The 25,507-nt window shown below is 43.1% G+C and carries 23 protein-coding genes; 13 read left to right on the top strand and 10 right to left on the bottom strand.

The genetic code is table 11. The annotated features are described in order from the left end of the window. Positions 1 to 77 precede the first annotated feature (77 nt). Complete coding sequence (gene clpB / locus Q0R52_RS19380) at positions 78 to 2,702, bottom strand: ATP-dependent chaperone ClpB (RefSeq protein WP_295797233.1); 2,625 nt, start codon at positions 2,700 to 2,702, stop codon at positions 78 to 80. A gap of 244 nt (positions 2,703 to 2,946) precedes the next feature. Between clpB and Q0R52_RS19375 the strand changes: the two genes are divergently transcribed. After that, the gene (locus Q0R52_RS19375) at positions 2,947 to 4,281 is read left to right on the top strand and encodes a HAMP domain-containing sensor histidine kinase (protein WP_295797230.1); all 1,335 of its coding nucleotides are present in this window, start codon (positions 2,947 to 2,949) and stop codon (positions 4,279 to 4,281) included. Between the two features lie 78 nt (positions 4,282 to 4,359). Continuing rightward, positions 4,360 to 5,070 (top strand): hypothetical protein, encoded by a 711-nt coding sequence (locus Q0R52_RS19370; protein WP_295797228.1) that lies wholly within the window; start codon positions 4,360 to 4,362, stop codon positions 5,068 to 5,070. A 29-nt stretch (positions 5,071 to 5,099) separates the two neighbouring features. On the opposite strand, the gene Q0R52_RS19365 is transcribed toward Q0R52_RS19370, so the two are convergent. Both Q0R52_RS19365 and Q0R52_RS19360 read right to left on the bottom strand, forming a co-directional pair. Beyond that, positions 5,100 to 5,438, bottom strand: a complete 339-nt coding sequence (locus Q0R52_RS19365; RefSeq protein ID WP_295797225.1) for a hypothetical protein — start codon at positions 5,436 to 5,438, stop codon at positions 5,100 to 5,102. A gap of 196 nt (positions 5,439 to 5,634) precedes the next feature. Then, on the bottom strand, positions 5,635 to 8,445 hold the full coding sequence (locus Q0R52_RS19360; protein ID WP_295797221.1) for a hypothetical protein: 2,811 nt from the start codon (positions 8,443 to 8,445) through the stop codon (positions 5,635 to 5,637). Between the two features lie 190 nt (positions 8,446 to 8,635). Between Q0R52_RS19360 and hscA the strand changes: the two genes are divergently transcribed. The 3 genes from hscA (at position 8,636) to Q0R52_RS19345 (ending at position 12,484) form a co-directional block, all read left to right on the top strand. After that, positions 8,636 to 10,492: a Fe-S protein assembly chaperone HscA gene (gene hscA, locus Q0R52_RS19355; protein ID WP_295797219.1), complete on the top strand. Its 1,857-nt coding sequence runs from the start codon at positions 8,636 to 8,638 to the stop codon at positions 10,490 to 10,492. 221 nt (positions 10,493 to 10,713) lie between these two features. Then, positions 10,714 to 11,700, top strand: coding sequence for a hypothetical protein (locus tag Q0R52_RS19350; RefSeq protein ID WP_295797216.1), 987 nt, complete (start codon positions 10,714 to 10,716; stop codon positions 11,698 to 11,700). A gap of 91 nt (positions 11,701 to 11,791) precedes the next feature. Continuing rightward, positions 11,792 to 12,484: a hypothetical protein gene (locus Q0R52_RS19345; protein WP_295797212.1), complete on the top strand. Its 693-nt coding sequence runs from the start codon at positions 11,792 to 11,794 to the stop codon at positions 12,482 to 12,484. 58 nt (positions 12,485 to 12,542) lie between these two features. On the opposite strand, the gene Q0R52_RS19340 is transcribed toward Q0R52_RS19345, so the two are convergent. After that, a complete protein-coding gene (locus Q0R52_RS19340) occupies positions 12,543 to 12,833 on the bottom strand; it encodes a hypothetical protein (RefSeq protein ID WP_295797210.1) in 291 nt (96 codons plus the stop codon). A gap of 93 nt (positions 12,834 to 12,926) precedes the next feature. On the opposite strand from Q0R52_RS19340, the gene Q0R52_RS19335 reads away from it, so the two are divergent. Then, on the top strand, positions 12,927 to 14,072 hold the full coding sequence (locus Q0R52_RS19335) for a hypothetical protein (protein ID WP_295797208.1): 1,146 nt from the start codon (positions 12,927 to 12,929) through the stop codon (positions 14,070 to 14,072). Between the two features lie 196 nt (positions 14,073 to 14,268). On the opposite strand, the gene Q0R52_RS19330 is transcribed toward Q0R52_RS19335, so the two are convergent. Next, positions 14,269 to 14,853, bottom strand: coding sequence for a riboflavin synthase (locus tag Q0R52_RS19330; RefSeq protein WP_295797205.1), 585 nt, complete (start codon positions 14,851 to 14,853; stop codon positions 14,269 to 14,271). A gap of 127 nt (positions 14,854 to 14,980) precedes the next feature. Continuing rightward, positions 14,981 to 15,478, bottom strand: coding sequence for an SRPBCC domain-containing protein (locus Q0R52_RS19325; RefSeq protein ID WP_295797203.1), 498 nt, complete (start codon positions 15,476 to 15,478; stop codon positions 14,981 to 14,983). Positions 15,479 to 15,557: 79 nt separating this feature from the next. Here Q0R52_RS19325 and Q0R52_RS19320 point away from each other — a divergent pair, with 79 nt between their 5' ends. Continuing rightward, the gene (locus Q0R52_RS19320; protein WP_295797200.1) at positions 15,558 to 16,016 is read left to right on the top strand and encodes an NUDIX domain-containing protein; all 459 of its coding nucleotides are present in this window, start codon (positions 15,558 to 15,560) and stop codon (positions 16,014 to 16,016) included. On the opposite strand, the gene Q0R52_RS19315 is transcribed toward Q0R52_RS19320, so the two are convergent. Next, entirely contained in the window at positions 16,013 to 16,429 is a 417-nt protein-coding gene (locus tag Q0R52_RS19315; RefSeq protein WP_295797197.1) for a hypothetical protein, read from the bottom strand. The genes Q0R52_RS19320 and Q0R52_RS19315 overlap by 4 nt on opposite strands. A gap of 12 nt (positions 16,430 to 16,441) precedes the next feature. Further along, positions 16,442 to 17,923 carry an acetyl-CoA carboxylase biotin carboxylase subunit gene (gene accC / locus Q0R52_RS19310; protein WP_295797194.1) on the bottom strand — a complete coding sequence of 494 codons (1,482 nt, stop codon included), beginning with the start codon at positions 17,921 to 17,923 and terminating at the stop codon, positions 16,442 to 16,444. 175 nt (positions 17,924 to 18,098) lie between these two features. Here accC and Q0R52_RS19305 point away from each other — a divergent pair, with 175 nt between their 5' ends. The 3 genes from Q0R52_RS19305 to Q0R52_RS19295 are packed head-to-tail and all read left to right on the top strand — an operon-like array spanning position 18,099 to position 20,570. Beyond that, positions 18,099 to 18,986: a hypothetical protein gene (locus Q0R52_RS19305; protein WP_295797191.1), complete on the top strand. Its 888-nt coding sequence runs from the start codon at positions 18,099 to 18,101 to the stop codon at positions 18,984 to 18,986. A 56-nt stretch (positions 18,987 to 19,042) separates the two neighbouring features. Then, positions 19,043 to 19,726 (top strand): hypothetical protein, encoded by a 684-nt coding sequence (locus tag Q0R52_RS19300; RefSeq protein WP_295797188.1) that lies wholly within the window; start codon positions 19,043 to 19,045, stop codon positions 19,724 to 19,726. A gap of 19 nt (positions 19,727 to 19,745) precedes the next feature. Then, positions 19,746 to 20,570, top strand: a complete 825-nt coding sequence (locus Q0R52_RS19295; protein ID WP_295797185.1) for a hypothetical protein — start codon at positions 19,746 to 19,748, stop codon at positions 20,568 to 20,570. Between the two features lie 352 nt (positions 20,571 to 20,922). On the opposite strand, the gene Q0R52_RS19290 is transcribed toward Q0R52_RS19295, so the two are convergent. After that, positions 20,923 to 21,441: a GNAT family N-acetyltransferase gene (locus Q0R52_RS19290; RefSeq protein ID WP_295797182.1), complete on the bottom strand. Its 519-nt coding sequence runs from the start codon at positions 21,439 to 21,441 to the stop codon at positions 20,923 to 20,925. 66 nt (positions 21,442 to 21,507) lie between these two features. Continuing rightward, positions 21,508 to 21,984: a c-type cytochrome gene (locus Q0R52_RS19285; protein WP_295797179.1), complete on the bottom strand. Its 477-nt coding sequence runs from the start codon at positions 21,982 to 21,984 to the stop codon at positions 21,508 to 21,510. A 212-nt stretch (positions 21,985 to 22,196) separates the two neighbouring features. Here Q0R52_RS19285 and Q0R52_RS19280 point away from each other — a divergent pair, with 212 nt between their 5' ends. From Q0R52_RS19280 to Q0R52_RS19270, 3 genes are all read left to right on the top strand, one after another. Then, the gene (locus Q0R52_RS19280) at positions 22,197 to 23,054 is read left to right on the top strand and encodes a hypothetical protein (RefSeq protein ID WP_295797176.1); all 858 of its coding nucleotides are present in this window, start codon (positions 22,197 to 22,199) and stop codon (positions 23,052 to 23,054) included. A gap of 93 nt (positions 23,055 to 23,147) precedes the next feature. Further along, positions 23,148 to 23,510, top strand: a complete 363-nt coding sequence (locus Q0R52_RS19275) for a BlaI/MecI/CopY family transcriptional regulator (RefSeq protein WP_295797175.1) — start codon at positions 23,148 to 23,150, stop codon at positions 23,508 to 23,510. A 5-nt stretch (positions 23,511 to 23,515) separates the two neighbouring features. After that, positions 23,516 to 25,444: a M56 family metallopeptidase gene (locus Q0R52_RS19270; RefSeq protein ID WP_295797172.1), complete on the top strand. Its 1,929-nt coding sequence runs from the start codon at positions 23,516 to 23,518 to the stop codon at positions 25,442 to 25,444. The last annotated feature ends 63 nt before the right edge of the window (positions 25,445 to 25,507 follow it).

Here is a 25,507-nt window from a genome sequence, read left to right as displayed (position 1 = left end):
TACCACCCGGCCATATACGACAAAAGCCTCCGTCGACCAGACGAAAGCTTTTGTGCTATATGATGGATTTATTATTTTTATTTAACCGGCTCTTCTACCTTATTCAGCAAATCTTCGTTCAAAAAAACAAAGTTGTTGTCGAACATATCCAGTCTTATTTTGCTGTCTTTATCCACCTTGCCGGCTAGTATTTGTTTAGAAAGCTCGTTCAAAATTTTCTTTTGAATAACGCGTTTCAGCGGCCTTGCGCCAAATTGAGGGTCGTAGCCAAGCTGTGCAAGCCAGTCCAAAGCCTCTTCCGATGCATCCAGGGTAATGCCCATTTCGGCAAGGGTTTGCTGCAACTGTTTAAACTGCATCTTAACAATATCAGTTATTTCATTGCGACTAAGCGGTGTAAACATGATGATCTCATCGATCCGGTTTAAAAACTCCGGACGAATGGTTTTCCGTAGCAAATCAAACAACTGGTTTTTGGTTTTAGCGATTACCTCGTCTTTTTGGTTCTCATCAAAATCCTGGAAGTTTTCCTGGATCAGGTTTGAGCCGATGTTCGATGTCATGATGATGATGGTGTTTTTAAAGTTCACCACGCGGCCTTTGTTATCGGTTAAGCGGCCATCATCAAGTACCTGCAACAATATGTTAAACACGTCGGGGTGTGCCTTTTCAATCTCATCCAGCAGTATCACGCTGTATGGTTTACGGCGCACGGCCTCGGTTAACTGCCCGCCTTCATCATAACCAACGTAGCCCGGAGGCGCACCTATCAACCTTGATACGGCATGACGTTCCTGGTATTCGCTCATATCGATACGCACCAGCGCGCCTTCATCATTGAATAAATATTCGGCAAGGGCTTTGGCCAGTTCGGTTTTACCAACACCTGTGGTCCCCAGGAATATAAACGAGCCAATTGGCTTACGCTTATCCTGCAAACCGGCACGACTACGGCGTATAGCGTCACTAATGGCCTCAATGGCTTCCTCCTGGCCGGCAACGCGTTTGTGCAGTTCATCTTCCAGGCTTAACAGCTTATCACGCTCGCTCTGTATCATTTTTGAAACCGGGATACCTGTCCAGCGCGAAACCACGCCGGCAATATCATCCGCAGTAACTTCCTCTTTCAACATGCGGCTGTCGCTCTGGTTTTCAAGCAGCGCTTTTTTCAGGTCCTCAACTTCCTGCTGGGCTTTTACTATGGTACCATAGCGCAATTCGGCTACTTTGCCGTAATCGCCGGCGCGTTCGGCCTGTTCGGCTTCCAGCTTGTAGTTTTCAATCTGCTCAACTTTGATGTTAATGCCGTCAACCAAATCCTTTTCGCCCTGCCATTTGGCACGCAGCGAATCCCGTTCGGCGGATAGATTAGCAATTTCTTCGCTCAGTTCCTTTACTTTTTTATCGTCGCGCTCGCGTTTTATGGCTTCGCGTTCAATTTCAAGCTGCATTATGCGGCGTTCCAACTCATCCACTACCTCGGGTACCGAATCCATTTCCAGGCGCAGTTTTGAAGCAGCCTCATCCATTAAGTCGATAGCCTTATCCGGCAAAAACCTATCGGAAATATAGCGCTGCGACATCTCAACGGCGGCGATAATGGCCTCATCTTTTATCCGCACCTTGTGGTGGGTTTCGTAACGTTCTTTCAACCCGCGCAAAATAGAGATCGCATCGGCTGTATCAGGTTCATCAACAAGCACCATCTGGAAACGGCGCTCCAATGCTTTATCTTTTTCAAAAAACTTCTGGTATTCGTTTAAGGTGGTTGCACCAATTGCCCTTAGTTCTCCACGGGCCAATGCCGGTTTCAATATATTGGCCGCATCCATTGCACCCTCACCGCCACCAGCGCCTACCAGCGTGTGTATCTCATCGATAAACATAATGATTTCGCCATCGGCCTGGGTAACTTCTTTTATTACGGCTTTTAAGCGCTCCTCAAACTCACCTTTGTACTTGGCGCCAGCAATCAATGCCCCCATATCCAGCGAGTAAACTGTTTTTGTTTTCAGGCTCTCGGGCACATCGCCTTTGATTATACGGAAGGCAATACCTTCGGCAATGGCTGTTTTACCAACGCCGGGCTCTCCAACCAGTATAGGGTTGTTTTTGGTACGGCGTGAAAGAATTTGTATAACGCGGCGAATTTCTTCATCGCGGCCAATAACCGGGTCGAGCTTGCCTGATTCAGCGTACTCGTTCAGGTTGCGTGCATATTTGTTTAACGCATTGTAAGTTGCTTCGGCGTTTTGGTCGGTAACCTTATTATCACCGCGCAGGGCTACAATAGCCTTTTTCAGGTCTTTTTCATTTACCCCGTAGTCTTTTAAAGCGGTGCTGGTTTTATCGTTTACTGATAAAATACCTAATAAGATATGCTCAACAGATACGAACTCGTCTTTAAACTCTTTTAAATAAGCGGTCGCTTTTTGCAAAGCCGAATTTGAGCCTGATGACAAATAAGCGTTGCTGCCGCTCACTTTCGGAAACGAAGCTATTTGTGTATCCAGCGTCTCGTTCAGGCGGTTAATATTTACGTTTAATTTTTTTAACAGGTACGATACTACGTTCTCATCGACCAGCAACAACCCTTTAAGCAGGTGCGCAGTCTCAATGGCTTGCTGCTGGTTGCCTACTGCAATTTCCGAAGCCTTTTGAACGGCTTCCTGCGCTTTTATGGTAAAATTGTTAAAATTCATGGTAATGTTTTTGTTTGATGTGTTAAGCAGAATTGAGTCTCCGGATGTTTAACTTAATAAACTATTAAACTTAATCAACTTAACTACTCAATACCCTCAATTCCCCTGCCATACACGCTAACCTGTTAAATTGTCGGCTAAAATTAAAATGGACCGCTGGTTTGTCATCTCTAAATTCTGCTCATCAAAAAGGTTTATTATTTAAAAAAGCTTTATTTTTGGTTCACCCTAATAATCAAAACGTTTGGATAAGTACTTATTTAAGGACCTTACTGGTAAGCATAAAAACGCCTACCGCGACTACTACACCCGCGAAAACCTGTCTTCGGTGCGTGTGGGGGCCATTATTTTTTTAGTACTAAACGTGGTCATCAGGGCGCTGTACCTTATTTTCCCGCTCAGCCTTACCAAAGCCGAGAACTTTCCGGAATTTGATATCACCAACTGGGTATTTATGGGCTCGGCACTGTTTTTCTATATCATCAGCAATTTTTTGATAGATGAAATCAACAAAAACAAAAAAGCTACTGCCATAATGTCGCTGTTTGTTTTCACATTCGCGCTGTATATTATTCTTTGCGGTATGTTCAGCAGCTTTATTGCTACGGCAAACCCGCGCAATGCCCTGGTGCTTTACTTAATATCGTTAACAGTTATAGGTGTACTATGTGTTTTTGAATATTACGAAACCATTATACTCATCATCGCTGTTGAGCTAATGTTCACTTCACTCTTAATACACGCCCATACCGATCCTACCGAGATGATCTACAACCAAATGGTGTCGGTTATTTTGTTGGGCGGATTTTATTGGATATCGCGGTACTTTTTCTCGTACAAGGCAAACTACTGGATGCACGTGAATGAGATACGCGAAAAAAATCTGGAAATTGCAAAGGCAAGCGATTTTAAAAGCCAGTTGCTTGGCACAGTAGCACATGACTTACGCAACCCTATTGCTGCGGTTGAAACACTGGCCATGATGATGGAGATGGAGGAGATCAATGCCGATACCCAGGACACGTTGAACCTGATGAAGGCCTCGTGCATAAGGGCGCGTACAATTATCGACGACCTGCTGGAGTCTGCAAGGAATGACAATTCGGGCGAGTTTATTACGATTAAGACCGAACTTAATGCCCTTGTGCAGCAAAATATTGATGTTTGGAAGCTACAAAATGAGGCAAAAAACGCGATAGAGCTGATATCCTCGATAAACCCTGCTTATGCGCAAATAAACCATGAAAAATTTACCCGCGTGCTTGATAACCTGATTGGTAATGCGCTAAAGTTTTCGAAAGAAAAAAGCAAAATCGAGGTGTTTATCAACAAGCGCAATCAAAATATCATCATCGAGATAAAGGATCGCGGACTTGGAATACCTAAAGATATGCTGCCCATTATCTTCACCCCATTTTCAAAAGCAGGCCGTACCGGTTTAAAGGGTGAACAATCAACCGGGCTTGGCCTGAGCATTGTGAAACAAATAATTGAAAAGCACAACGGCAAAATTGAGGTTGAGAGCGAGGTGGGTAAAGGTTCAACCTTTAGGGTTGTACTGCCGGAAAGTAGAGATTAGAGGCTAGTTGACTTGGGATTAGTTGGAATTTATTTACATTTATTTATGCGATGGCCTTGGGTATTATTTCTTCAATTTATGGTTTTCGGTGCATTTGCACAGCCGGAAATATTCCAATACCATAAAATTGAGGATATTGCAAAGAAAGAAACACGCGCTTCTCAATTCTTCCAAAAACTCGATAGTTTAAAGAAAACGCGCCAGCCACATGATAGCAATGTGGATATTTATTTTGACAGGGACGTGGATTTTGGATATCGGCATGAACGGATTAGCGTAACGCTTAACAGTTGGCGCTACCATGTTGATCTTTTGACAAAAAGCGACTCAATTTACTTGACATCTGTTAGGTTTGATGATGATTTCTACGATAATTTCTATTCAAAAAGAAAATTTGTTAAAGTGGACACACTCAATTCATCCAGATATTTGTCGTTAAGGAATGAATTTTACTGTTCTAACAAATCTCTTGCCGACTTACACGCAGAGTTAAGTATCGCCGAGGAGTTTGCCAGTCATTGTGGTGACGGTTCACGAATGACGCGCCGTTGGAAGAAATTGCAGGCACAAGCCAAGGATAATAGGCAAAAAAAGTTCTTGCATATGCTTCAAAGTTTTTGCTGTGAAGAGCAGGAGTATGGTTTGGCAGGGTTTAAGATGATAGAAAAAACCGAAAAAAAAGTTCCTAAGGGAATAGGTGAAATTATAAAGCATATTGAGAGCAGGAAATCAGACCTGGTTATTTGTGCCGGCTGCCTAATACTTGTCCAACATCAACTAAAAAAATAACCTTTGGCTCTATCAAAATAGCAAATGGGCTATTTTATATCTACCCCATTTACGTCCCGCACACCCGTTAACGTCGATTCAAATAAAAACCGGCAGGTATCGGTTTTCATAACGCCTTTTTTATCCTTTGCTTTATAGATAAGGCGCACGTCCCAGCCGGTGAGCTTGTTTTTGTACGACTTTTCCTTTTGCTTAATTAACGCCCTGGTTTCTCTAATTTTAGCCGAATCGGCATTGATGTAGAAGTTATTAAGCGCAACCATTAACGTGCGGTACTCGGGGTTATCATGGAAAGTGCTATAAATGCTGTCTGGTTTTAAAAATCTGATGGTATCAACCGATGTGGGGTTGGGTACCTTTTTTTTCAAATATTCAATAGCGTTTAGCTTATAATTAGGATGCGAACACCCGAAAAAGCTAGAGGCAATTATTATAAAAGGAATAGCGCGTTTCATCACGTCAAATATACGGAGATTAAAAGGTTTACGAAGTTGTAAATGTTGTAGGTGTTGTAAGTGTTATAAAAGGTTTAAATCACTAATTCACCAACTCACTAATTCACAATTAAAAGATCGTTACAGGCACTATCAATTCAAACCTGTTGCGTCCATTGCCTCCAAAGATATCTTCATCAATCAAACGACTGTACCTGACGCCAAAGCTGATGGATGCCTGGTTAAACCACCGTGTATCGAAAAAAATCTCGGCTCCGGTTGAGCGGAAGGTGCCTTTAAACTGTGCGCCGCTGGTAAAAAAGTCGGTGGCGCGGGTATAATCGTAAAAGGCGTTGCCGCGTATGCGCATCAGGTAAATGGTGTTGGCTACACCGGCGTCGGGATAGGCAATCGGAAAACGGTAGTTTGCACCCAGTTTGTTCATATCATACAGGTTTTCGGCCTGGTATCCGCGCGAGAACGGAAAATCGTTTGAAAAGCTGATTACGCTGTTTTTATTTTTTTGCTGATGTGCGGCGCTGATCACAAAACTATGGTTAGCAACCAATCCCGGGAAAAAGAAGCTGCCCGATGCCAAGAACTGGTTGGCTGTTAACCCCGACACCGCCGTTTTGTAGGATAAAAATATATTTTGCGCAAATGGGGGACTGATGTTTTTACGGGCCTGCTGCGTGCTGTTGCTGAACGATATAAAGTTGCTGCTGTACAGATAGCTCCTGTCGGCGAATTGGGCTTTGTAGGCTTGCTGAAAATTAGTTTGCGAATAAACCAGGCCGCTGCCAAATTGAAGGCCCGTTAAGTTTTTGCCTGCCGAGAAATCTAAAGGCACCTGCAACCCTGCGTTAAACTGGGTTTCGTTCCAGTAAATATTACGGCCATTGCTATAGCCCCTGCGATCGGCAGTGTAATTGGCACCCGCTGTTATGTAGGGGAACAAGGCGCCGTAAACGGCATCAAAGCCAAACTGCTTGTAACCTTCATCGCGGTTATAATCAAACGAAATATTGGTTTGCAGGGTGTTTAAAACGTTTTCGCCGGCGATGGAAATTTCGTAGTTAGGGTCGCTAATGTTGGGTATAATGCTGTGGAAATTGAACGGATGGTAAAGGGCTGGATATTTGGTAATGGGTAGCTGTTCGGTTCTAATCCCGGCAAGGATATTGGCTGATGAATCGCGTTTTAAAGCGGCAATGCCGAGGTCGGGCAAACCACCCGGTAGATTTTTAACTTCTGTCCATTGCAATGCTTTTTTATCCACCTGATTTACCTTGTACCCTGTGGCAGAAAAGCTAACCCAGGCAATTTTGGTACTACTGATAGCAGCCTGGTAATTGCCTATCGAGGCATTTTGATTTGCATTCGCCAGTTCAAACAGCTTACCCGATTTGACACTCAAAGCGAACAACTTGTCATTAATGCCTGATGTTGCCGAAAAGTAAACGGTATCATTTTTCGCAACCGGGTAAACTATGGGTTGATAACTGAACTGAAGCAGGTATTTAGCATCTCCGGTCTTGATATCCATTAACGCCAACGACATCCTGCCCTTTACATCTCTAACCGCCGAGATTATTTTATCATCGCCATAAAACTTTGGGAACGTAAAATACAGGTTGTTTTTATTGGGGATCACCGACAGCAATTTCCCATCGGTGCTATTTATTAAGCGGATATCGCTTTTTCCGGTGGTGGCCTCTTCAACGGTTACAATGGTTTTGCCATCGTTACTAAAAGCCGGTGAAAAATATTTTGTTTTGCTGGTTATAGTTTGCTCCTGGCCGGTATTTATATCCAACAAGGTTAGTTCGCTGTAGTTACGATAACCCCAGCGGGCATCCGGGCGGTAAGTAGTGTAAATTATCTTGCCATCATGGTAATCAAAGTAATTATCCTGGGTAACATCCCTGGTACTTACCTTTTTTTCTGTATTCCCTGTTTTTAGAACAAAGGCCGGCAAGTTATTATAGGTGCTTTTAATGTAAACCAGTGTACTGTCGTTTATATAAGCCGGAAATTCGCGATTGGCATCGAAGTGTTTTATTTCTACTCTTATTTTTGGACTTGCGTCAGCAAATTGTTTCTTAAAATGAGCCATTGCGTCATTCCTAAATCCCTCAAAGTCCCTACCCGAATACTTCTTAATTGCCCTTTGTAACGGATAAAAGCCACCTTTATAGGCTGCTGCATCGAGTGTTACTTTTTTCCAGAAATCATCACCATATTTATCGCGTCCATACGATACCAGCATGTAGCCAAGCGGGTACCAGTCAGGGGTGTAATCAAGACATGACCCATTGCGAATTTTCATGTAGCTGTAATCCTTACCCGCAGCCCATAATGCCCTAAATCCGTTGAAAAAATATGGCAGCCGCCCCCTGCCCTGTTCGCTTACATGTGTTTCGTTATAAACAGCGTCGCCCTCAAAAAACCAGTTGGGTATCGCCAAATCGTTCCCCAGCGCCTGCCCACCCTCGCCAAAAAGAACTTTCAACACATGCGACAGGCCCACATTAAAGTTATTATACTGCTGCACGTGCCTGAACTCGTGTATAGCCAGTTGCTGGTGCCAGGGCAGGCTGCCAACATCAAAACTATTTTGCTCAGGCGTTAAATAAAACTCGCTGCGGAACGGCGCCAAACCCACATAAGCATTTGAAACGGTAGTCTGGTTTTGCAGTACAATACTTACCTGCCGTTGCTTGCTGCCAATGGTGGGCAATATGTACCCGTTCATTTGCTGCACAATGCTGGCCACCTGCCGGGCAACAGAATCGAGCCCGGATGGGAAAATCACCTTCGCTGCCGGGGTATTTACCTGGCTCCATTTGATAGACGGCGGGTTACCACCGAAGGTTTGTGCCTTTGTTAGACTGGCAGTTGTTAGTAGCAGTAAGAGGGGTAATTTGCGGCAAAATTTCATTAGGTGTGAAAGTAAGCACATTTTGTGGAATGTTTAAATAAGAATTTACACTTCCGCAATCGGCATTCCGACTTCCGCATTCAATAATTCCGATCCCGATAGCTATCGGGACGAACATCCGAAATCCGAAATTCAAATGACACACCATCAGCTAAAACATACTACATTTGCGCTTTGTTAATAAAAGGCAATGGCTAAAGTTTCTATTAACCTGGCAACGGGTTCTATACAAAAAGAAGAATTGATTGTGGGGATTGATTTGGGTACCACAAATTCGCTGGTGGCGTTTATTAATCCTGATAAAAATCCGCAGGTAATAAATGATACCGGCAAAGGTGTTTTAGTACCCTCTGTTGTGCATTTTGGCCCGGCAGGTGAAATTTCAGTAGGTAATGAGGCCAAAGAATATTTAATAACCGACCCGCAAAATACGGTATTCTCAGTAAAACGCTTATTAGGTCGCTCGTACCATGATATTGAGAATTATAAAGACTTTTTCAGCTATAAGGTTATAGACGATGATTCGGAAAGCCTGGTAAAAATAAAGGTTGGCGATAAGTTTTATACGCCCATTGAACTTTCGGGCCTGATATTGAAAGAACTTAAGGCACGCGCTGAGCACGCTTTAAAAACACCGGTTAATCGTGCCGTTATCACTGTGCCTGCTTATTTTAACGATTCGCAGCGCCAGGCCACCCGCGATGCAGGAAAACTCGCCGGGCTTGATGTTTTGCGCATAGTAAACGAGCCTACCGCCGCAAGCCTGGCTTACGGCATCGGCCTTAATCCCGAAGAAACACGCACCGTTGCCGTGTACGATCTTGGCGGCGGCACCTTTGACGTATCTATTCTCCAAATACAAAACGGCATTTTTGAAGTGCTGGCAACCAATGGCGACACCTTTTTGGGCGGCGATGACTTCGATAGCGCCATAGTTGATTACTGGATTGAGAAAAATCAACTGAACAAAGCCGAAGTGATTGCCGACAACAAACTTGCGCAGCAACTTCGCCTTAAAGCCGAAGAAGCTAAAAAGGCGTTTGCCCACCAAAGCCTGGTGAACGACAAAATTGGCGACATATGGTGCACCATCGACCGTTCCACATTTGAACAACTAATATTACCCAAAGTACAGCAGACTATAACCTGCTGTCAGAATGCATTAAAGGATGCCAAAGTTGATAAAACCCATATTGACGAGGTGATTATGGTCGGCGGTTCGACCCGAACAGCGCTGGTTAAAAAAATGGTGGCTGAGTTTTTTGGGCGGCCTGTGCATGACGAGGTAAACCCTGATGAAGTGGTTGCGCTCGGCGCCGCCATACAGGCTGATGTGCTCGCCGGTAACCGCAGCGATATTTTGTTATTGGACGTTACGCCGCTTTCGCTTGGCATCGAAACTATGGGCGGATTGATGGATGTAATTATCCCGCGCAACTCAAAAGTGCCTACCAAGGCAGGCAGGCAGTACACCACCTCGATTGACGGGCAGGTAAATATGAAAATTGCCGTTTACCAGGGTGAGCGCGACTTGATAAAGGAAAACCGCAAACTTGCCGAATTTGATTTGAAAGGCATCCCTTCTATGCCCGCAGGCTTCCCAAAAGTGGATATCAACTTTTTGCTGAATGCCGACGGGATATTAAAGATACAGGCGGTTGAATTACGCTCGGGCGTAAAACAGGAAGTAGAAGTAAAACCCACCTACGGCATTACCGACGACCAGGTAGAGCAGATGCTGCTGGATAGCATCACCCACGCAAAGGACGACGTGAGTCAGCGCATGCTGATTGAGGCGCGTGTTGAAGGCGAATCAATGATCAGGACTGTTGAGAGCTTTATGCAAAAGAACGGCAGTTTTGTTGAAAAAGAGGAAGCCGACAAGACTGACGAGTATGTAAAGGCGCTGCAAAGTGCGTTAACCGCCGGCGATAAGGATGCTATTCACAAAGCTATTGATGAACTGAATGAGTTTACCCGGCCGTTTGCTGAAAGGCTGATGGACCATGCGATTAATACGGCAATGAAGGGAAAAAGTATTGAATAGTGAGCACCGAGTGGGGAATGGTGAGTTGTGAGTAATTATTCGCGGCGAATTAATTTAAAAAAACCAACTTTGTCATTCTGAGCAGCGCGAAGAATCTTGTCCTTTTGATAAGTAGCAAGTTGATAGGTAGCACGCCTACCTGCCCTGCGTGAATGTCGCACAGATAAGATTCTTCGCTGTCGCTCAGAATGACAACTTTTATAGCTATAACACCACCTATTTTGAAAAACATCAAATCCATCTTCCTTTTACCAATTTTCGTTTGTTTTTTCGGCGCTGCACAGGCATCTGCTGTAAAGATTGACCGTTTCAGGGACACGTCCCTCAAACCACTTGATACCGCCCGTTACGATTCATTAATGCGAAAACTGGCCAATGGCCATAAGCGGTGGCCGGTGAAAACAAAGGCGTATCCCCTCCCCGGCGCTATTTTGCCGTTTAACCGGATTGTGGCTTATTATGGCAACATGTACTCCAAAAACATGGGGGTACTAGGGCAATATCCGCCTAAAATTATGCTGGCCAAATTAAAAGCCGAAGTAAAAAATTGGGAGAAGGCTGACACCGCTACGCCCGTTATACCGGCCCTGCATTACATATGTGTAACTGCCCAGGCCGACGCCGGGCGCAACGGGCTCCATAACCTGCGCATGCCTTTTAAACACATTGACAGTGTGCTGCACATGGCGGCAAGTATAAACGCCATCGTGTTTTTGGATTTACAGGTAGGTTTTAGCACCGTACAAAAGGAAGTGCCCCTGCTGGAGAAATACCTGAGCATGCCCAACGTACACTTGGGCATCGACCCTGAGTTTTCGATGAAGGAAGGCAGCATCCCCGGCAAACGTATCGGCACTTTCGATGCGGAGGATATAAATTATGTTACGGGCTACCTGGCAGGGCTGGTGAAAAAGAATAACCTGCCGCCCAAAATTTTTATCGTACACCGTTTTACCAAAAAAATGGTAACCAATTACCAAAACGTAAAGCTTAGGCCCGAAGTACAGTTTGTTATGGATATGGACGGCTGGGGTGGACCTGATTTAAAGAAAGGCACCTACCATTATTTTATTGAAGGCGAACCTGTACAATTTACAGGCTTTAAATTGTTTTATAAAAATGATATTCAAAAGCCGCCTCACCGGTTGCTGACCATGAAAGAGGTACTGCAGTTGAAGCCGGCACCTATTTATATACAGTATCAGTAGGGAGTGGTAAAAAATGATTAAGAACACGCGGACCTTATATTTTAATGCCCGCTTTGTTTTTTCTATATTTATCTGAACCAAAATCTTTAAAATGTCTAACGGTCGTAAGTTTGCCCCTGTTTTTGCGGCAGGAATTTTATTTACATTTTTTGTCAATAGCGTGTTCGCGCAATATCCGGACATGCAAGCTGCTTATCATAGAATGGCTATGCAGGATGCTCAGATGCATATGAATGCGATGGAAGCAAGGATGTTGGGAAAAATGAATGCAAATGAATTACACAACTTCAAATATTTTTATCATGTTACGTTAAAAGATAGTTCAACATTGACAGTTGAATCGGTGATATATACTGATACAACTTTGCATAAGGACTATTTGTTATTGGTTGACAAAAAATATCCTAAATCGGATACAGCCCACAGAAACAAAAAAATATATTCCCAACAAACGTTAGGCATTATGCGGATAGCAAGCAGTGGCTATTTAAATCACCCAGTTTATATAAATGGATTGCCAACTGATACTTGCTGGCTGTTTAAAGCGGTACCGGGGACTATTAACATGTATTCTTATTTAAGCGAAAAAGATGGAATAATGTTTCAATCTGCCACGATTGTTGCGATTCAACTAAATGACGGTCCTATCGTTAAATTCGAGGCAGATAATCTTAAGAAGATGATTTTACAGGATAAGGATGCCCTGGAATATTTTGATAAAAAGAAATATTACAAAGCCATTAAACAGTTTAACAAGGATAATGAGAAGAAAATGAAGCAGTGATTTTAAGTAAAAAGGCGAAAGATGATCCCTTCGCCTTTTACTTTTTAGCATTAGTCTCTTATAACTTGTCTATCGCGTCCTGTTCTTTCAGGGCTGAAATGTTATTACTGTCGCTAAACTTATCAGTTTGAGCAGCAAAATCTTCAAGAATAGCCGCAATGGTATCCAGGTTATCGGCTACGCGCTGGTGCATATCGGGTAGGTCTTTTTCAAGGCGTTTGTCGCCCAGCTCCATATTATCTACTTCTATTTTTGCCAGTTTTTGTATGATAGCCTGCTGGCTATTTTTTAAATCTTCCAGTTCATGGACAATCTTTTCCATTAGCCCGAATTTCTTTAACTTATCCATAGTGATGTGTTTTTGTATTTAATATTACAACCCCGTTTATATTAAATTGTTTGAAAAGTTGCTTTTATCATTTATAACTAATAATTTAGTTATATGAAAAGCATATTTATATCCCTCCTGCTGTTACTTACACTATTTACAACATTTGCGCAGCAAACCAGCAAGATTGACGATGGCCTGATGATGGAATATTACCAGGGACAACGCTACCTTGAAGCCGCCGATTATCTGAAAAAGAATTTCCCGGAGCCTGTTACCGATTTGAAGGTACTATCGCGCTTGGCTTATGCATCGCAAATGGCTAACAAATTACCCGAAGCCGAGGGTTACTACCAGCGTGCTTATAACCTTGATACAACCAACCAAAATATACTGTTTAACATGGCAGGGATAAATGTGCGACGCGGGAATATGGCGAAGGCTGAGCAATATTATAAAATGATTATTGCTAAAGATACCACCAACGTTGCGGTTTACAGTCACCTCGGTGCAATTGCCCAGGGAAACCATGATACCGTAAATGCTGTTTTATATTACGATAAAGCAAACCGTTTGAATCCCTTTGATACTGATGTGGCAAGCGAACTTGGCAATTACTATACTTCGCTAAAACGCTTTGATGACGCACTGCGGGTATTAAACAAAGCAGCCGAAAGCGACCCGGAAAACGTGGTAATTTTGCTAAGTATGATGAAGCTGACTTATACCGAAAAGAAATGGCAGGAAACTGTTGACGAGTGTAACAAATTGCTTAACATGGGGGTTAGTAACGGCGAAATATTAAACAAACTCGGCATATCCTATTATAACATTAAGAACTACGCCTGCGGGGCCGAAACATTTGCAGGCATGCGAGGCATCGAACAAACTGAATATACCTTTTATTATACTGCATTATGTTTTAAAGGCCTTAACGACCAAAAGCAGTGCATTTATTTTCTAAAACAATCCATTTTACAGGGATTATCGCCGAATATCGCTACCTACTATGGTGAAATTGCCGACGCCGACCAAAAGCTCGACTTGCACAAAAAAGCAGCCTTTGCCTATCAAAAGGCTTTGCAGTTTAGCGAAAGCCCAATATTGTATTACCTGCTGGCTAACTTGTATGATAATAAATTGAAGGATAAAAAGAATGCCCTAATGTATTATAAAAAGTACCTGGCATCCCGACCGTCGGAAAAGCAAACTACTTATATAACTTTTGTAAAAAGCCGCATTGGGCAATTACAGAATTGAATCAAGGTGCGTGTGCTAAGCATATTAACCACGGTGCAATTTGGCTAAAGCCGCATTTAACATTTTGTATATTCCGTCGGCTAAAGCCGGACGGCAATGAAAATAAATCGCTGATATATAAATTCATTGCCGTCACTTTTAAGTGACGGAATAAAAGTATACAGCAACCGGCTTTAGCCAAATCAGCTATCAAAAATCAACGCTGCATCAATCGCGCAACATATTTGCCGATGATATCAAATTCAAGATTAACTACTGAACCAACCCTTACCTGCTGCAGATTGGTATGCTCAAAAGTATATGGGATTATAGCGACTGAAAAGCTATTGGCTTGCGAGTTAACTACTGTCAGACTAATTCCGTTTACGCAAATGGAGCCTTTTTCAACCGTTACGTTGCCATTAGCCGGATCGTATTCGAAAGTATATTCCCAGCTGCCATCTAACTCGTTAAAAGCTATACAGGTTGCGGTTTGGTCAACATGGCCCTGAACAATGTGACCATCAAGCCGCGCGTTCATCTGCATGCATCGTTCCAGGTTAACCAGGTCACCGGCCTTAAGGTAGCCAAGACTGGTTTTGTTGAGGGTTTCTTCAATGGCTGTAACGGTATGCTTGCCGTCGGCCAATGCGATCACAGTTAAGCAAACGCCATTATGGGCCACAGACTGGTCGATTTTTAGTTCCGCAGCAATTAATGACTCAACTGTTATGTGCAAATTGCCTTGTTCGCGGCGTAAATCGGTTATTGTTCCTAAAGTTTCTATTATTCCTGTAAACATGTGGCCCCCTAACCCCCTAAAGGGGGAACGTTAAGCTGCGAAGATAAATAATTCGATTTTATCAAATGTCAAGCAATTGTGGTAATTAAGCGACGCATTAAACTCCCCCTTTAGGGGGCCGGGGGGCCTATTTAAAATTACTTTTCAAATCAACATTCTTGTTCCTTAAATCAACGCCACCTTCAATCACCGATTTTAAGTTGGCCAGATAAAACGTCCAGCCCAGTTGGCATTGCACGTAAAGGTTTTTGGTAAGATCGGGTTCTTCCGGAATGTTCTCCTGGGTAAGCTCCACAATCGAGACTCCGTTTCGGCTGGATATGTAAACGGTAACAATGCTTCCACCGCTAAAGGTAAACTTTATCGTGTCGGTGCCATTGGCTTCCAGTATTTGTCCTTTTTCCACGGCATCATCGCCCCAGCCATGCCAGTACCATTCATAGGTATCTTCGGTCATAATAAATTCGTGGGGTTCACGGGTGCGGCGCGGTATGGTATAAAAATTGGCTTTGCGCAAAAACCATTTTTCGATGCCTTCTTTGGTGGCCCAGGCTTCGTAAAGGCTGCGTACATCGGTATTGTAATCGCCGGCCACTTTAAAGATGGCCCATTTGTTGTCAGTCATATCGGTAATATAGTTTTTATTAAAGCGAATTTAACCATAATAGTTTTTGTGTTTGTTAACTTGCCAATAAATTATAAAAATGCCAACTCAAAGCGCAGGTATATTACTTTATCGCAAAGCAGGCAATAAAACGCAGATTTTCCTGGTGCATCCGGGTGGCCCTTTTTTTAAAAACAAAGACCTGGGTGTATGGTCGATCCCCAAAGGTGAGTTTTTGGATGATGAAGATGCCTTAGCGGCCGCCAAACGCGAATTTGAAGAAGAAACCGGGAAGGCTATCGGGGGCGACTTTATTGAATTAAAACCGGTTAGGCTAAAAAGCGGCAAAACCGTTTATGCCTGGGCCATTGAAGGCGATATTAACCACGAAACCATCACCAGCAATTTGTTCGAAATGGAATGGCCACCGAAATCGGGCAAAAAGCAGTCATTTCCCGAAATTGACCGGGCCGGGTGGTTTGAGGTTGAAGAGGCAAAATTGAAGATAAATGGGGCTCAGGTGGGGTTTATAGTAGAGTTGATAAACAGGTATTTTTAAAGATTTATCTCTCCGAAGTGTTTTAAACATAATCGAATCTCCTTCGCAGATTTTAACAGCTTCCGGTCAAATTCATTCTCTGCTTGAAACTGCTTGAAATATCCATTATTCGAAAGTACCTCCTCATTTTTAATTGAAGGTCGTATTATTTCATTGAGTTTGTTTAGATGAAGTGTTTTGGTTTTATCGTCGTAATTTGGACGCACCCCATTTTGTAGAATGGAAACGGTTGCCGTAAAATAGTCCTCAATATTTTCGTACAAAACCGAAACGCTTCTGATGCCGTCACTATAGCTCAAAGTATAATAGTAATTGCCGGCTATTTCTTCGTCTGTTAAAACATAGCCGAACTCGTCTATTAAAAATGAAAAATAGTCTTTTACCTTTTTAACAAACCAGTCACCTGTCACCATAATTGTTGCTTATTAAACCTCCCGCCTATTCTTCACCCAGTTTGAAACCTCGGCATCAGCAACTTCTGCAACCTTTAAACGCTGGGTACCTAAAAGTTTTTCCATTATCATGGTGGCTACAAGGGCTTCATCTTCATTATCGGTTTGCAATGAACCAGGGGTAAAATATTTTTTTACAAAATGCGTATCAAAATTACCCGAGGTAAACGCCTCGTGCTGCATTACAAATTTGCCAAAGCCTAATGTGGTGGTAATGCCGATTATATGATATTCGTCGATGGCACGTATCATGCGTTCGATGGCCTCTGTCCTGTCCTTACCATAAGTCACCAGCTTGGCGATCATCGGGTCGTAGTAGATAGGAATTTCCATGCCGTGTTCAAAGCCGTCATCAACCCGTACGCCGGGGCCTTTTGGGGTAACGTAAGTTTGTAGCGTGCCAATATCCGGCAGGAAGTTGTTATCGGGATCTTCGGCATACACCCGCAGCTCAATGGCGTGACCGTTAATTTTAAGGTCTTCTTGTTTAAAGCTGATGGCTTCGCCCCTTGCTATGCGGATTTGCTCTTTAACCAAATCAATCCCGCTGATAAATTCCGTTACCGGGTGCTCCACTTGCAAGCGGGTGTTCATCTCCAGGAAATAAAAGTTTAGCTGTTCATCCATTATAAACTCCACCGTGCCGGCGCCGGTATAGTTAACAGAACGGGCCACATCAACGGCGCATTTGCCCATGCGCTCACGTATATCAGGCGTTAAAACTGATGACGGCGCTTCTTCAATCACCTTTTGGTGGCGGCGCTGCACCGAGCAATCGCGTTCAAAAAGGTGCAAGATATTACCATGGGTGTCGCCCAAAACCTGAATCTCTATATGTCTTGGAGATGATACATACCGTTCGATAAATACCGAGCCATCACCAAAAGCCGAAACAGCTTCGGAAACCGCCAGCTGCATTTGTTCTTCAAAGTCGGCCGGGCTTTCAACTATACGCATGCCTTTGCCACCGCCGCCGGCAGCTGCTTTTATTAATATAGGGAAGCCAACTTCAACCGCGCGGAGTTTTGCTTCAGCCACATCTGTGATGGCTTCCTCGGTGCCGGGCACCATGGGTATATTATATTTCAGCGCTGCTGCCTTTGCCGACAGCTTGTTGCCCATTACTTCCATTGCCTCGGGCGAGGGACCTATCAAAATGAGCCCCGCTTCCCTGACTTGCCTGGCAAATGCAGCATTTTCACTTAAAAAACCATAGCCCGGATGGATTGCCTCCGCCCCTGTTTTGCGGCAGGCATCAATTATTTTATCACCAACCAGGTACGATTGGCTTGAAGGAGCCGGGCCGATATGCACGGCTTCATCAGCATAACGCACGTGCAGGGCGTTGCGGTCGGCATCGGAGTAAACGGCTACGGTTTTGATACCCATTTCGCGCGCGGAACGCATTACTCTTAAAGCTATTTCGCCCCGGTTGGCAACCAATATTTTTTGCATAATGGCAAATGTAATGGATTTGGGCAAAAGTTGCATGGTTACCTTAACAATACAAACAGGTTGGTATTTTAAGCGCCCCCGCGGCATTGTACTTTTGTAACTGATTAATTTGGCTCATTGTAATTCCACAGCTTTAATTAAATATTAATCAAGCCATTAACAAAAAATAGTTAATTTGGATAAATATTATGCAGCCCTTCATATTAAACCTGTCAGTAAATTTGTAATGCACCGCTTGTCAGTCGCCCCGGTAATTATATCGCTGTTAATAGTGTTTGGCTTGCTCTTTCCAAAAAGTACCGTCGGCCAAAACAAGCTTGAAAAATTGCTTGAAAAAAAAATGGACTCGTTGTTAATGCCGGTAAAACCACAGCAATTATTGCCTGACGATGCCATGCAAACCATCACTATACCCCCCGGTTGGGGTGGTTATGGAAGCTACCTATTTGGAAGTGTTGGCGGCGTGTACCCACAGGCGTACACGAATAAAGCGGATATGGCAGTATCGGGGGGCGTTTGCGTGGGCAACCCTGAGAAGTTTCTAAATTTTGCGGCGAGTATTAATTTAAATGATGTGCACAAGTTCCAGGATTTTTCGGCAAATTTTATTGTAAGCCGGATGCTTTTTGCCGGCACCAGTGTTTCGGCCGGAGTGCTGCAGGTATTCGCAAACAAAATCCAAACAGATGTGCCGGGTGCTACCTATTATATTGCTTTTAGCCATGCCGTACAAACCCTGCCATCGCAAACAGAAGGCAGCTCCAAACTCACTTATACCATCGGCATCGGCAACGGCAGGTTTTATTTAAGGAGCCCTTATGATATTGCAGCCGGCCGCAACAAAAAGGGTACCATGGTTTTTGGGGGAGTTTCGTACGAATTCATACATCACGTAAACGTAAACGCGGAGTGGTCAGGCACAAACCTGGCCGCATCGTTAGGATTAAGGCCTTTTCCAAACGCATTTTCAATTGGCATCGGGGTGATGAACATCACCCGCAATTCGGCTGACAAGCCGGCAGGTATATTTAGCATCGGTTACCCGCTATCGTTAAGCAGGTAACGCAATGAACAGTAATAACGTTGAGATAGAAATGAAGTTAAACGCAAAATAACATAATGAAAAACAAGCCCATTATTTTATTGCTTACAGCTGTTTTGGCTATGACGCGGTTTGCAATTGCGCAAACGCATGGTAATTTTTCGGATTGGAACGTGCCGGCACCGCAGGCGCCGGCTACAATTCAAAAAGGTGCGACACATAATAAGCCGGCTATTGCCCCGCAGTTTATCGATGTGCCGCCTGTAAATGTACCGCAGACCGGCCCGGCACAAATCAGTAAAATGCCGCCGGTGCTGCTTGTAGCTCCTGAAGTAATTACCCCCATCCAGCCTACAATCCAGGGACTTTCGGCTGGGAGCTTTGGTACACCATTGCCAGCTGCGCCCGACATACCGGCCCTGCCTGCGGAAGCACCCCATGATGATATTTTTAAAATGACGGCGGATGTTAATGCGCCAGCCGCTCCGCCAATGCCCGAATTACCCAAATCTATTCCTGCTGATGCACCGGTTGGCAAGCCCGGGGGAAGTACCCGCCTGCCGGTTACCCCCTCCATCGAATCGCAGCCCTTGCAGGTCGAAGTTTCAAACGGCCGGTTCTCTTTTTCGGAATGGGCGGTGCCTGCCATACTTGGTGATACAGAAGTGCTGTTCCAGCTGCCCGATGCAACGCCGCCAAAAGAGCTACCCAAGCCTAAGCAGGCCGGCAAAAAAATGCACAAAACCAGTAACAGTAATTAACTATTCAAAACGAAAAAAAATGAAAAAGTTAATCACTAACCTAAAATATAGCCTGGTACCGGTACTGCTTTTATTGGCAATATGTTGCAATGCACAGGAAACCACTCCTTATCGCGAGTTCAATTTTAAAAAAGGAGACGAGTACCAGCGGCTGGTCGCTGTAAAATCAAACTGCATATTGCAACGCGGCAACCAGAAAATAAACATCAGCACCTACTCGGCTGTTACCAAAACCTATAAAGTGAACGATGTAAATGGTAAAAAATATCAATTCAACATCAGCATCAATAAAATACTGGACACGGTAAATGCCCTCGGGCAAAAAGTTGTGTTCAATTCGGAAAACACACCTGATCCAAATTCCGATATCCAGATGAACTTGCTGCATTTGATTGGCCAGGCGGCTGTGGTATCTGTTAACGACAGAAGCGAGGTTTTAACCATACACAAACCTTCCAGGCTTGATGATACCCTATTATCATTTACAGGCATACAGCCAGAAATGTTTGCAACCGGTAAAGCGCTCGAAATTTTTTCGAACCGCGTAACCGGGCCGTTTATTAAGCCAGGCTACACCTGGACTAACCATACCCCCTCAACAGAGACCACTTACACTGTAAAAGCTGTAAACGGCCTTACTACTACCATAACCTATAACAGCTCGATATTGGGCGCCGATGTAAACAGCCGCATAAACGGTGCATTGTTGATTGAAAATGAATCGGGATTAATTTTAAAGAAAGCAACACAAAGCGTATCAACAGGCTACAAAATTGTTAATGGGATAGTTTATACCACCACCCGAAGATCGGCAACCTCGGAGATTTGCAAGAAAGTAAATTGACCTGAAAATGCGCAATTACAAGCCGACAGATCATTGATTTACCCTGGTTGAGTAATATGTTTAACCGGAGACGTTTAATTAAAAACAATTGAAGAATAATTGCTTTCAGTGTAACCCTCGGATAGCATTTCCCGTACAAACCTCAATCACCAGGAAAATTATTTAATCATGAACATTTTTTTAGCTTTTGTAAAAACACTGATGGTCCTTGGGGCAGTATTGTGTATCGGAGTTTTATTTTTTAGCTATCTTAAATATCTAAAAAAAACCCGCTATCCTAACTGGAAATTCCCTGACTATGTTAGTGTTGGATATGCTGAGTATTTATACAATAAATACATAAAACGAAGCATCAAATAGCTTTTGGCGAATTGTTCAAAATAAGTTCAAGAAATTTCAGGTCGAGCCAGCGGCCAAACTTATATCCTACTTCTTTAAAATGTGCAACCTCCGCAAAACCGAAAGAACTGTGGAGGTTTATGCTTATTTGGTTATCGGCACTTATACCGGCCAGCAGTGCATGTATATTCATCTGCTCAGCCCGGTCAATCAACGCCTGCAGCATTATTTTGCTGATTCCCTTCCCCCGATAACTTCCTTCGACATATAACGATAGTTCTGCTGTATAGCGATAACAAGGCCATGCCCGAAAATGGCCAAAGCTGCAAAAACCGGCTATATTTCCGTCTGTCTCTGCAATAAATACAGGAAAGCCATTATTTATTCTATCCAGGTACCAGTCTTTCCGCATTTGGAGGCTGTGTGGTTTTTCGCTGTATACGGCCGTAGTGTTTACTATTACCTCGTTATAAATATCCAATATAACCGGCAGGTCGGCTTCTCCCGCATCCCTCATTAGTATTTTGCTCATATTGATAATCTTTATATAAAGTAAAAACGCTCCTTAGCATTTTGCTAAAGAGCGTTTTTAATATTTTTACTGTTTGACAGGTGGATTGCCTGGAGGGGGACCGCCCGGACCAGGACCGCCCGGCCTTTTTCTTTCAGGTAATTTCACCTCGGGGTGCGACTCGCCACGGTGACAAGTGTAGCAATTTACACCGCTGGTCATTACAAAACCTATTGAATCTTTTTTTGCATCAAAAAATTTGTCATTGATTTTGTTCATCATCTTAAACATTTTGCGGGCCATATTCTTTTCGGGTTTTGAATCGGCTGCGAAATCCATTTTCTTTTCTGCCTCATTACGCACGTGGCAGAAATCGCAATGTACATTTAACGACGCTGTCCATTCGTGCATCACTTTATCCAACTGGTCGTGGGTAATGTGCTTGGGGAGCACTTTAATGTTTTTAAATCCGGGTTCATCCGGTTTTTTCATGGAGGTAAGCGCCACAATGGTTATCACCGACGATAAACAGAGCGTTGCAACAATTTTTTTATTGATCAGCATAATTGTCATGATTAAGTCAACTAAGTTAAATCATTGGCAACAATGTTCCAACAGTTAATATAATTTTAATTATAAACATCGCTCCTTACGTGTGTAAAAACGGGTTCTTTCAAAAAAATGCAAATAAACTTGTTTTATTACGAACTATTCGTAGATTTACGAAATAATCGTATTATATACAACGTTCTTAAACCAAATAAAAAAATATGAGAATGAAAACTAAAGAAAACAGGAACAGCGTTGCAACCTTCGCAATATTTGCAACGTCAGCAATTACAGTATTATTGATTAACCCGGCCAGCACAAAAGCAGCAAACGCCACCGGGAGCGACACAAGTAAAAAGGTTTATAATATTACAACGTTCGGAAACCAGTCGACAGCCGATTCGTCGATTTACGTACTTAATGGCAAAAAGGTATCAAAAGCTGAATTTAATAAGGTTGAACAAAAAGATATTTTAAACGTGAGTTGGGTTTCGGCAGAAAATGCAGCCAGGGTGCTGGATAATTTTACGGGCGGGGCCAGTGTATTGTTTGTTACTACAAAAAATTCGGACGAAGGGAAAAAGCTGCTGGCAAAAATCAATAAACTTGTTAACAACCACCCTTTTATTACGCGCGATGGCAAGAATGCAGTTTATATCAGCAGCAACAATAAAACGTCCGGTGTATTGACTTTGGATTCGGGAGGAAACTACGCTGAAACAAGTGTTGAACCGGGGATAGCTGTTGGAAAAGGCAACAGCGGCGTTATTACGGTTAAAGGTTATAAATCAAAGGCACATGCAACAAATATCACCAGTTCGATCAGGCCCTATGTGTTGGCTGAAGGCGATTCAGGAAACGAAGCTGTTGCATTGGTTAACGGAAAGCCTATAACAGGCCGGGCAATTGACCACCTGAATGAAAAGCTTGTAATTATTAACGATAAGGAAGCAACTGCTGATGATCTAAAAAAGCTGTCGGCGTTCGACATTGAAAAAATCAATTATAAAAATGATGATTACACGCGGCACCAGTATGGCGATAAAGCTAAAAAGGGCGTTGCGTATCTATACCAAAAAGGCTAAACAATAAGCCGCTATTGCCTGCTCAGTTAAAATATGTTAAATAATTTGTTTATTTACGAACAATTCGTAGATTTACGAAACAACCGTACAATTATGGAAAAACTATCGAAACAAGAGGAAGAAGCAATGCTGTCAGTATGGCAATGTGGTATAGGTTTTATAAAGGACTTTTTAGATATGCTTGAAGAGCCAAAGCCCCCCTACACCACCCTTGCGTCAACCATAAAAAACCTCGAGCGGAAAGGCTTTATAAAAAGCGAAAAGATGGGTAACTCTTTTCGCTATGCCCCGGCGATTTTGGAGGAAGATTATAAAAAGAAGTTTATGAACGGTTTTGTAAGCGACTATTTTGAAAACTCCTATAAAAACCTGGTTACTTTTTTCGCCAACGAGAAAAAAATCAGCGCTAATGAGTTAAAGGAAATAATTAAACTGATAGAAAACCCTAAATCCTAAAAGCCATGCCAGCCTTATTTGTTTTCTTATTGAAAGTAAATGTCGCCCTGTTGCTATTTTGCGCAGGTTATTACCTGGTACTAAGGCATTTAACATTTTATACTTTAAACCGTATTTACCTCGTTGCTGCCATATTGTTCGCTACGGTTTATCCAAAAATCAACCTGTCCGATTTTTGGCAGCATCACCAGCAAATAGCAAAACCGGTGCAGGTGGTAATTTTTAATTGGCAGGCGCCTTCCAAAGCCCTGGTGAGCCCATTACCCAACTATTGGCTTTGGGCCGAAGTTACTTTGTGGGCTGGCGTTATATTCCTTGCGATAAGGCTATTCATACAATTGTATTCGCTCTACAGGTTGTACCGCAGCTCAACGGCGGCCAAAATTTACAACCACGATGTCCGGATTATTAAAGGCAGCAGCGGGCCGTTTTCGTTTTGGAAAAGCATTTTTATAAACCCTGCCAACCATGAACCTGCCGACCTGCATTCGATATTACTGCACGAACAGGTACATGTTAGCGAACTGCATACGCTGGATGTTTTACTGGCTGAACTGAGCACGGTTTTTTATTGGTTTAACCCTGGTGTCTGGCTGATGAAAAAGGCTGTGCGCGAAAACATTGAATTTATAACCGACCGCAAAATATTAAATAACGGAGCGGATACTAAACAATATCAATATAGCCTGGTGAATGTCAGCTTCGGGGCTGCACCTCAGGGCATAGTTAACCATTTTAATATATCAACTATTAAAAAACGAATTATCATGATGAATGCTAAACGATCTTCGAAATACAATCTAACCCGGTACGCATTTTTGGTGCCTGCCGTGGTTGCCCTGCTGCTCATTTTCAGTATATCAAAAGCAGCATTTGTAAAGAAAAACAACAAACCTATAAAGTCATTTTCTGCTACAGAACATAAATTGGCCGAAAAAAGCAGCAGACCGGCCGCCGCTGTCGCAAAAACAAACCCAGACTTTGTTGAAGTGTTAAAAAGCACGCTTGCCGGGGCAAAAATCACAACTAAAACTACGGATACAATTAGAAAAGGCGGATTCTTTTTAAGCACCAATGGTAAATCAGATTCATTGAATTATGTAATAGACGGCGTTAAATCCACGAAAGCTGACTTGATGAAGCTTGACGAAAAGAAGATTTACAGTGTAAACATTATGTCGTCCGAGTCCGCAGCAAGAGTTATGAATAATCTTGACAACAGGTATGGTACTATTTTCGTCACCACTAACGACTCGGAAACCGGCAAGAAATTCAAAGAAAAAATTGATAAAGCAGACGGCAACGGTTTTAAACTGGCAGGCACAAGCTATACCGCAATTGGAACCGGAAAAAGCAACCTAACGGTAGTGAGCGGTTCCTCGAACAGTACCGGTATTTCATATAATTCCGATGATACCGACACATTGAACAATGTTGCGATAGTAGGCTCAGGTAAACCAACAAAAGTCCAGGCTTATACCCTAAAAACCAGGGGTAACAAACCTGTAACTGTACTTGCCAGCAGCAGAAATTACAGCACCCTTAAAAGCACAAAAGCATACTCAGGTAAGTTATACGGTGACAGCTCGCTAAAAAGCAATATTACATACTCCTTATCGGTTGACAGCGCGTCATCATCGGCATATACCCCGGTGGTTACACGCGGTTACGGCAGCGTCGGCAGGTATACAGTTAAGCCGGGTACCAACGTAGCCTGGTCATCAAACCTGCGCTCGGTATCAAGCATCGACCATATTTCGGATAAGATGATTATCATTAACGGCAAAATAGCCTCGCAGGCCGACCTGAAGAAAATATCAGCCTTTGATATCGATCGCATGGTTTTCAAAAACGATGAAGAAACAAAAGATCTCTATGGCGATAAGGCCAAAAACGGGATTGTATTTATAGTTACACGTAAAAGCACGAAATGAGTTTATAAGTTGGATTAAGTTGATTAGGTTAAAAATTCGATAATATGAGGTCAGTTAATAGTT

The organism is Mucilaginibacter sp., from assembly GCF_025359345.1.
GTDB lineage: Bacteria > Bacteroidota > Bacteroidia > Sphingobacteriales > Sphingobacteriaceae > Mucilaginibacter.
This window is presented reverse-complemented; position numbering and strand designations above follow the sequence as displayed.

Bases quoted from the DNA above. Each gene is read 5' to 3' on its own strand.
- clpB (WP_295797233.1), bottom strand. From the start codon at position 2,702: ATGAATTTTAACAATTTTACCATAAAAGCGCAGGAAGCCGTTCAAAAG.
- Q0R52_RS19370 (WP_295797228.1), top strand. From the start codon at position 4,360: ATGGTTTTCGGTGCATTTGCACAGCCGGAAATATTCCAATACCATAAA.
- Q0R52_RS19360 (WP_295797221.1), bottom strand. From the start codon at position 8,445: ATGAAATTTTGCCGCAAATTACCCCTCTTACTGCTACTAACAACTGCC.
- hscA (WP_295797219.1), top strand. From the start codon at position 8,636: ATGGCTAAAGTTTCTATTAACCTGGCAACGGGTTCTATACAAAAAGAA.
- Q0R52_RS19345 (WP_295797212.1), top strand. From the start codon at position 11,792: ATGTCTAACGGTCGTAAGTTTGCCCCTGTTTTTGCGGCAGGAATTTTA.
- Q0R52_RS19340 (WP_295797210.1), bottom strand. From the start codon at position 12,833: ATGGATAAGTTAAAGAAATTCGGGCTAATGGAAAAGATTGTCCATGAA.
- Q0R52_RS19335 (WP_295797208.1), top strand. From the start codon at position 12,927: ATGAAAAGCATATTTATATCCCTCCTGCTGTTACTTACACTATTTACA.
- Q0R52_RS19330 (WP_295797205.1), bottom strand. From the start codon at position 14,853: ATGTTTACAGGAATAATAGAAACTTTAGGAACAATAACCGATTTACGC.
- Q0R52_RS19325 (WP_295797203.1), bottom strand. From the start codon at position 15,478: ATGACTGACAACAAATGGGCCATCTTTAAAGTGGCCGGCGATTACAAT.
- Q0R52_RS19320 (WP_295797200.1), top strand. From the start codon at position 15,558: ATGCCAACTCAAAGCGCAGGTATATTACTTTATCGCAAAGCAGGCAAT.
- Q0R52_RS19315 (WP_295797197.1), bottom strand. From the start codon at position 16,429: ATGGTGACAGGTGACTGGTTTGTTAAAAAGGTAAAAGACTATTTTTCA.
- accC (WP_295797194.1), bottom strand. From the start codon at position 17,923: ATGCAAAAAATATTGGTTGCCAACCGGGGCGAAATAGCTTTAAGAGTA.
- Q0R52_RS19300 (WP_295797188.1), top strand. From the start codon at position 19,043: ATGAAAAACAAGCCCATTATTTTATTGCTTACAGCTGTTTTGGCTATG.
- Q0R52_RS19295 (WP_295797185.1), top strand. From the start codon at position 19,746: ATGAAAAAGTTAATCACTAACCTAAAATATAGCCTGGTACCGGTACTG.
- Q0R52_RS19290 (WP_295797182.1), bottom strand. From the start codon at position 21,441: ATGAGCAAAATACTAATGAGGGATGCGGGAGAAGCCGACCTGCCGGTT.
- Q0R52_RS19285 (WP_295797179.1), bottom strand. From the start codon at position 21,984: ATGCTGATCAATAAAAAAATTGTTGCAACGCTCTGTTTATCGTCGGTG.
- Q0R52_RS19280 (WP_295797176.1), top strand. From the start codon at position 22,197: ATGAAAACTAAAGAAAACAGGAACAGCGTTGCAACCTTCGCAATATTT.
- Q0R52_RS19275 (WP_295797175.1), top strand. From the start codon at position 23,148: ATGGAAAAACTATCGAAACAAGAGGAAGAAGCAATGCTGTCAGTATGG.
- Q0R52_RS19270 (WP_295797172.1), top strand. From the start codon at position 23,516: ATGCCAGCCTTATTTGTTTTCTTATTGAAAGTAAATGTCGCCCTGTTG.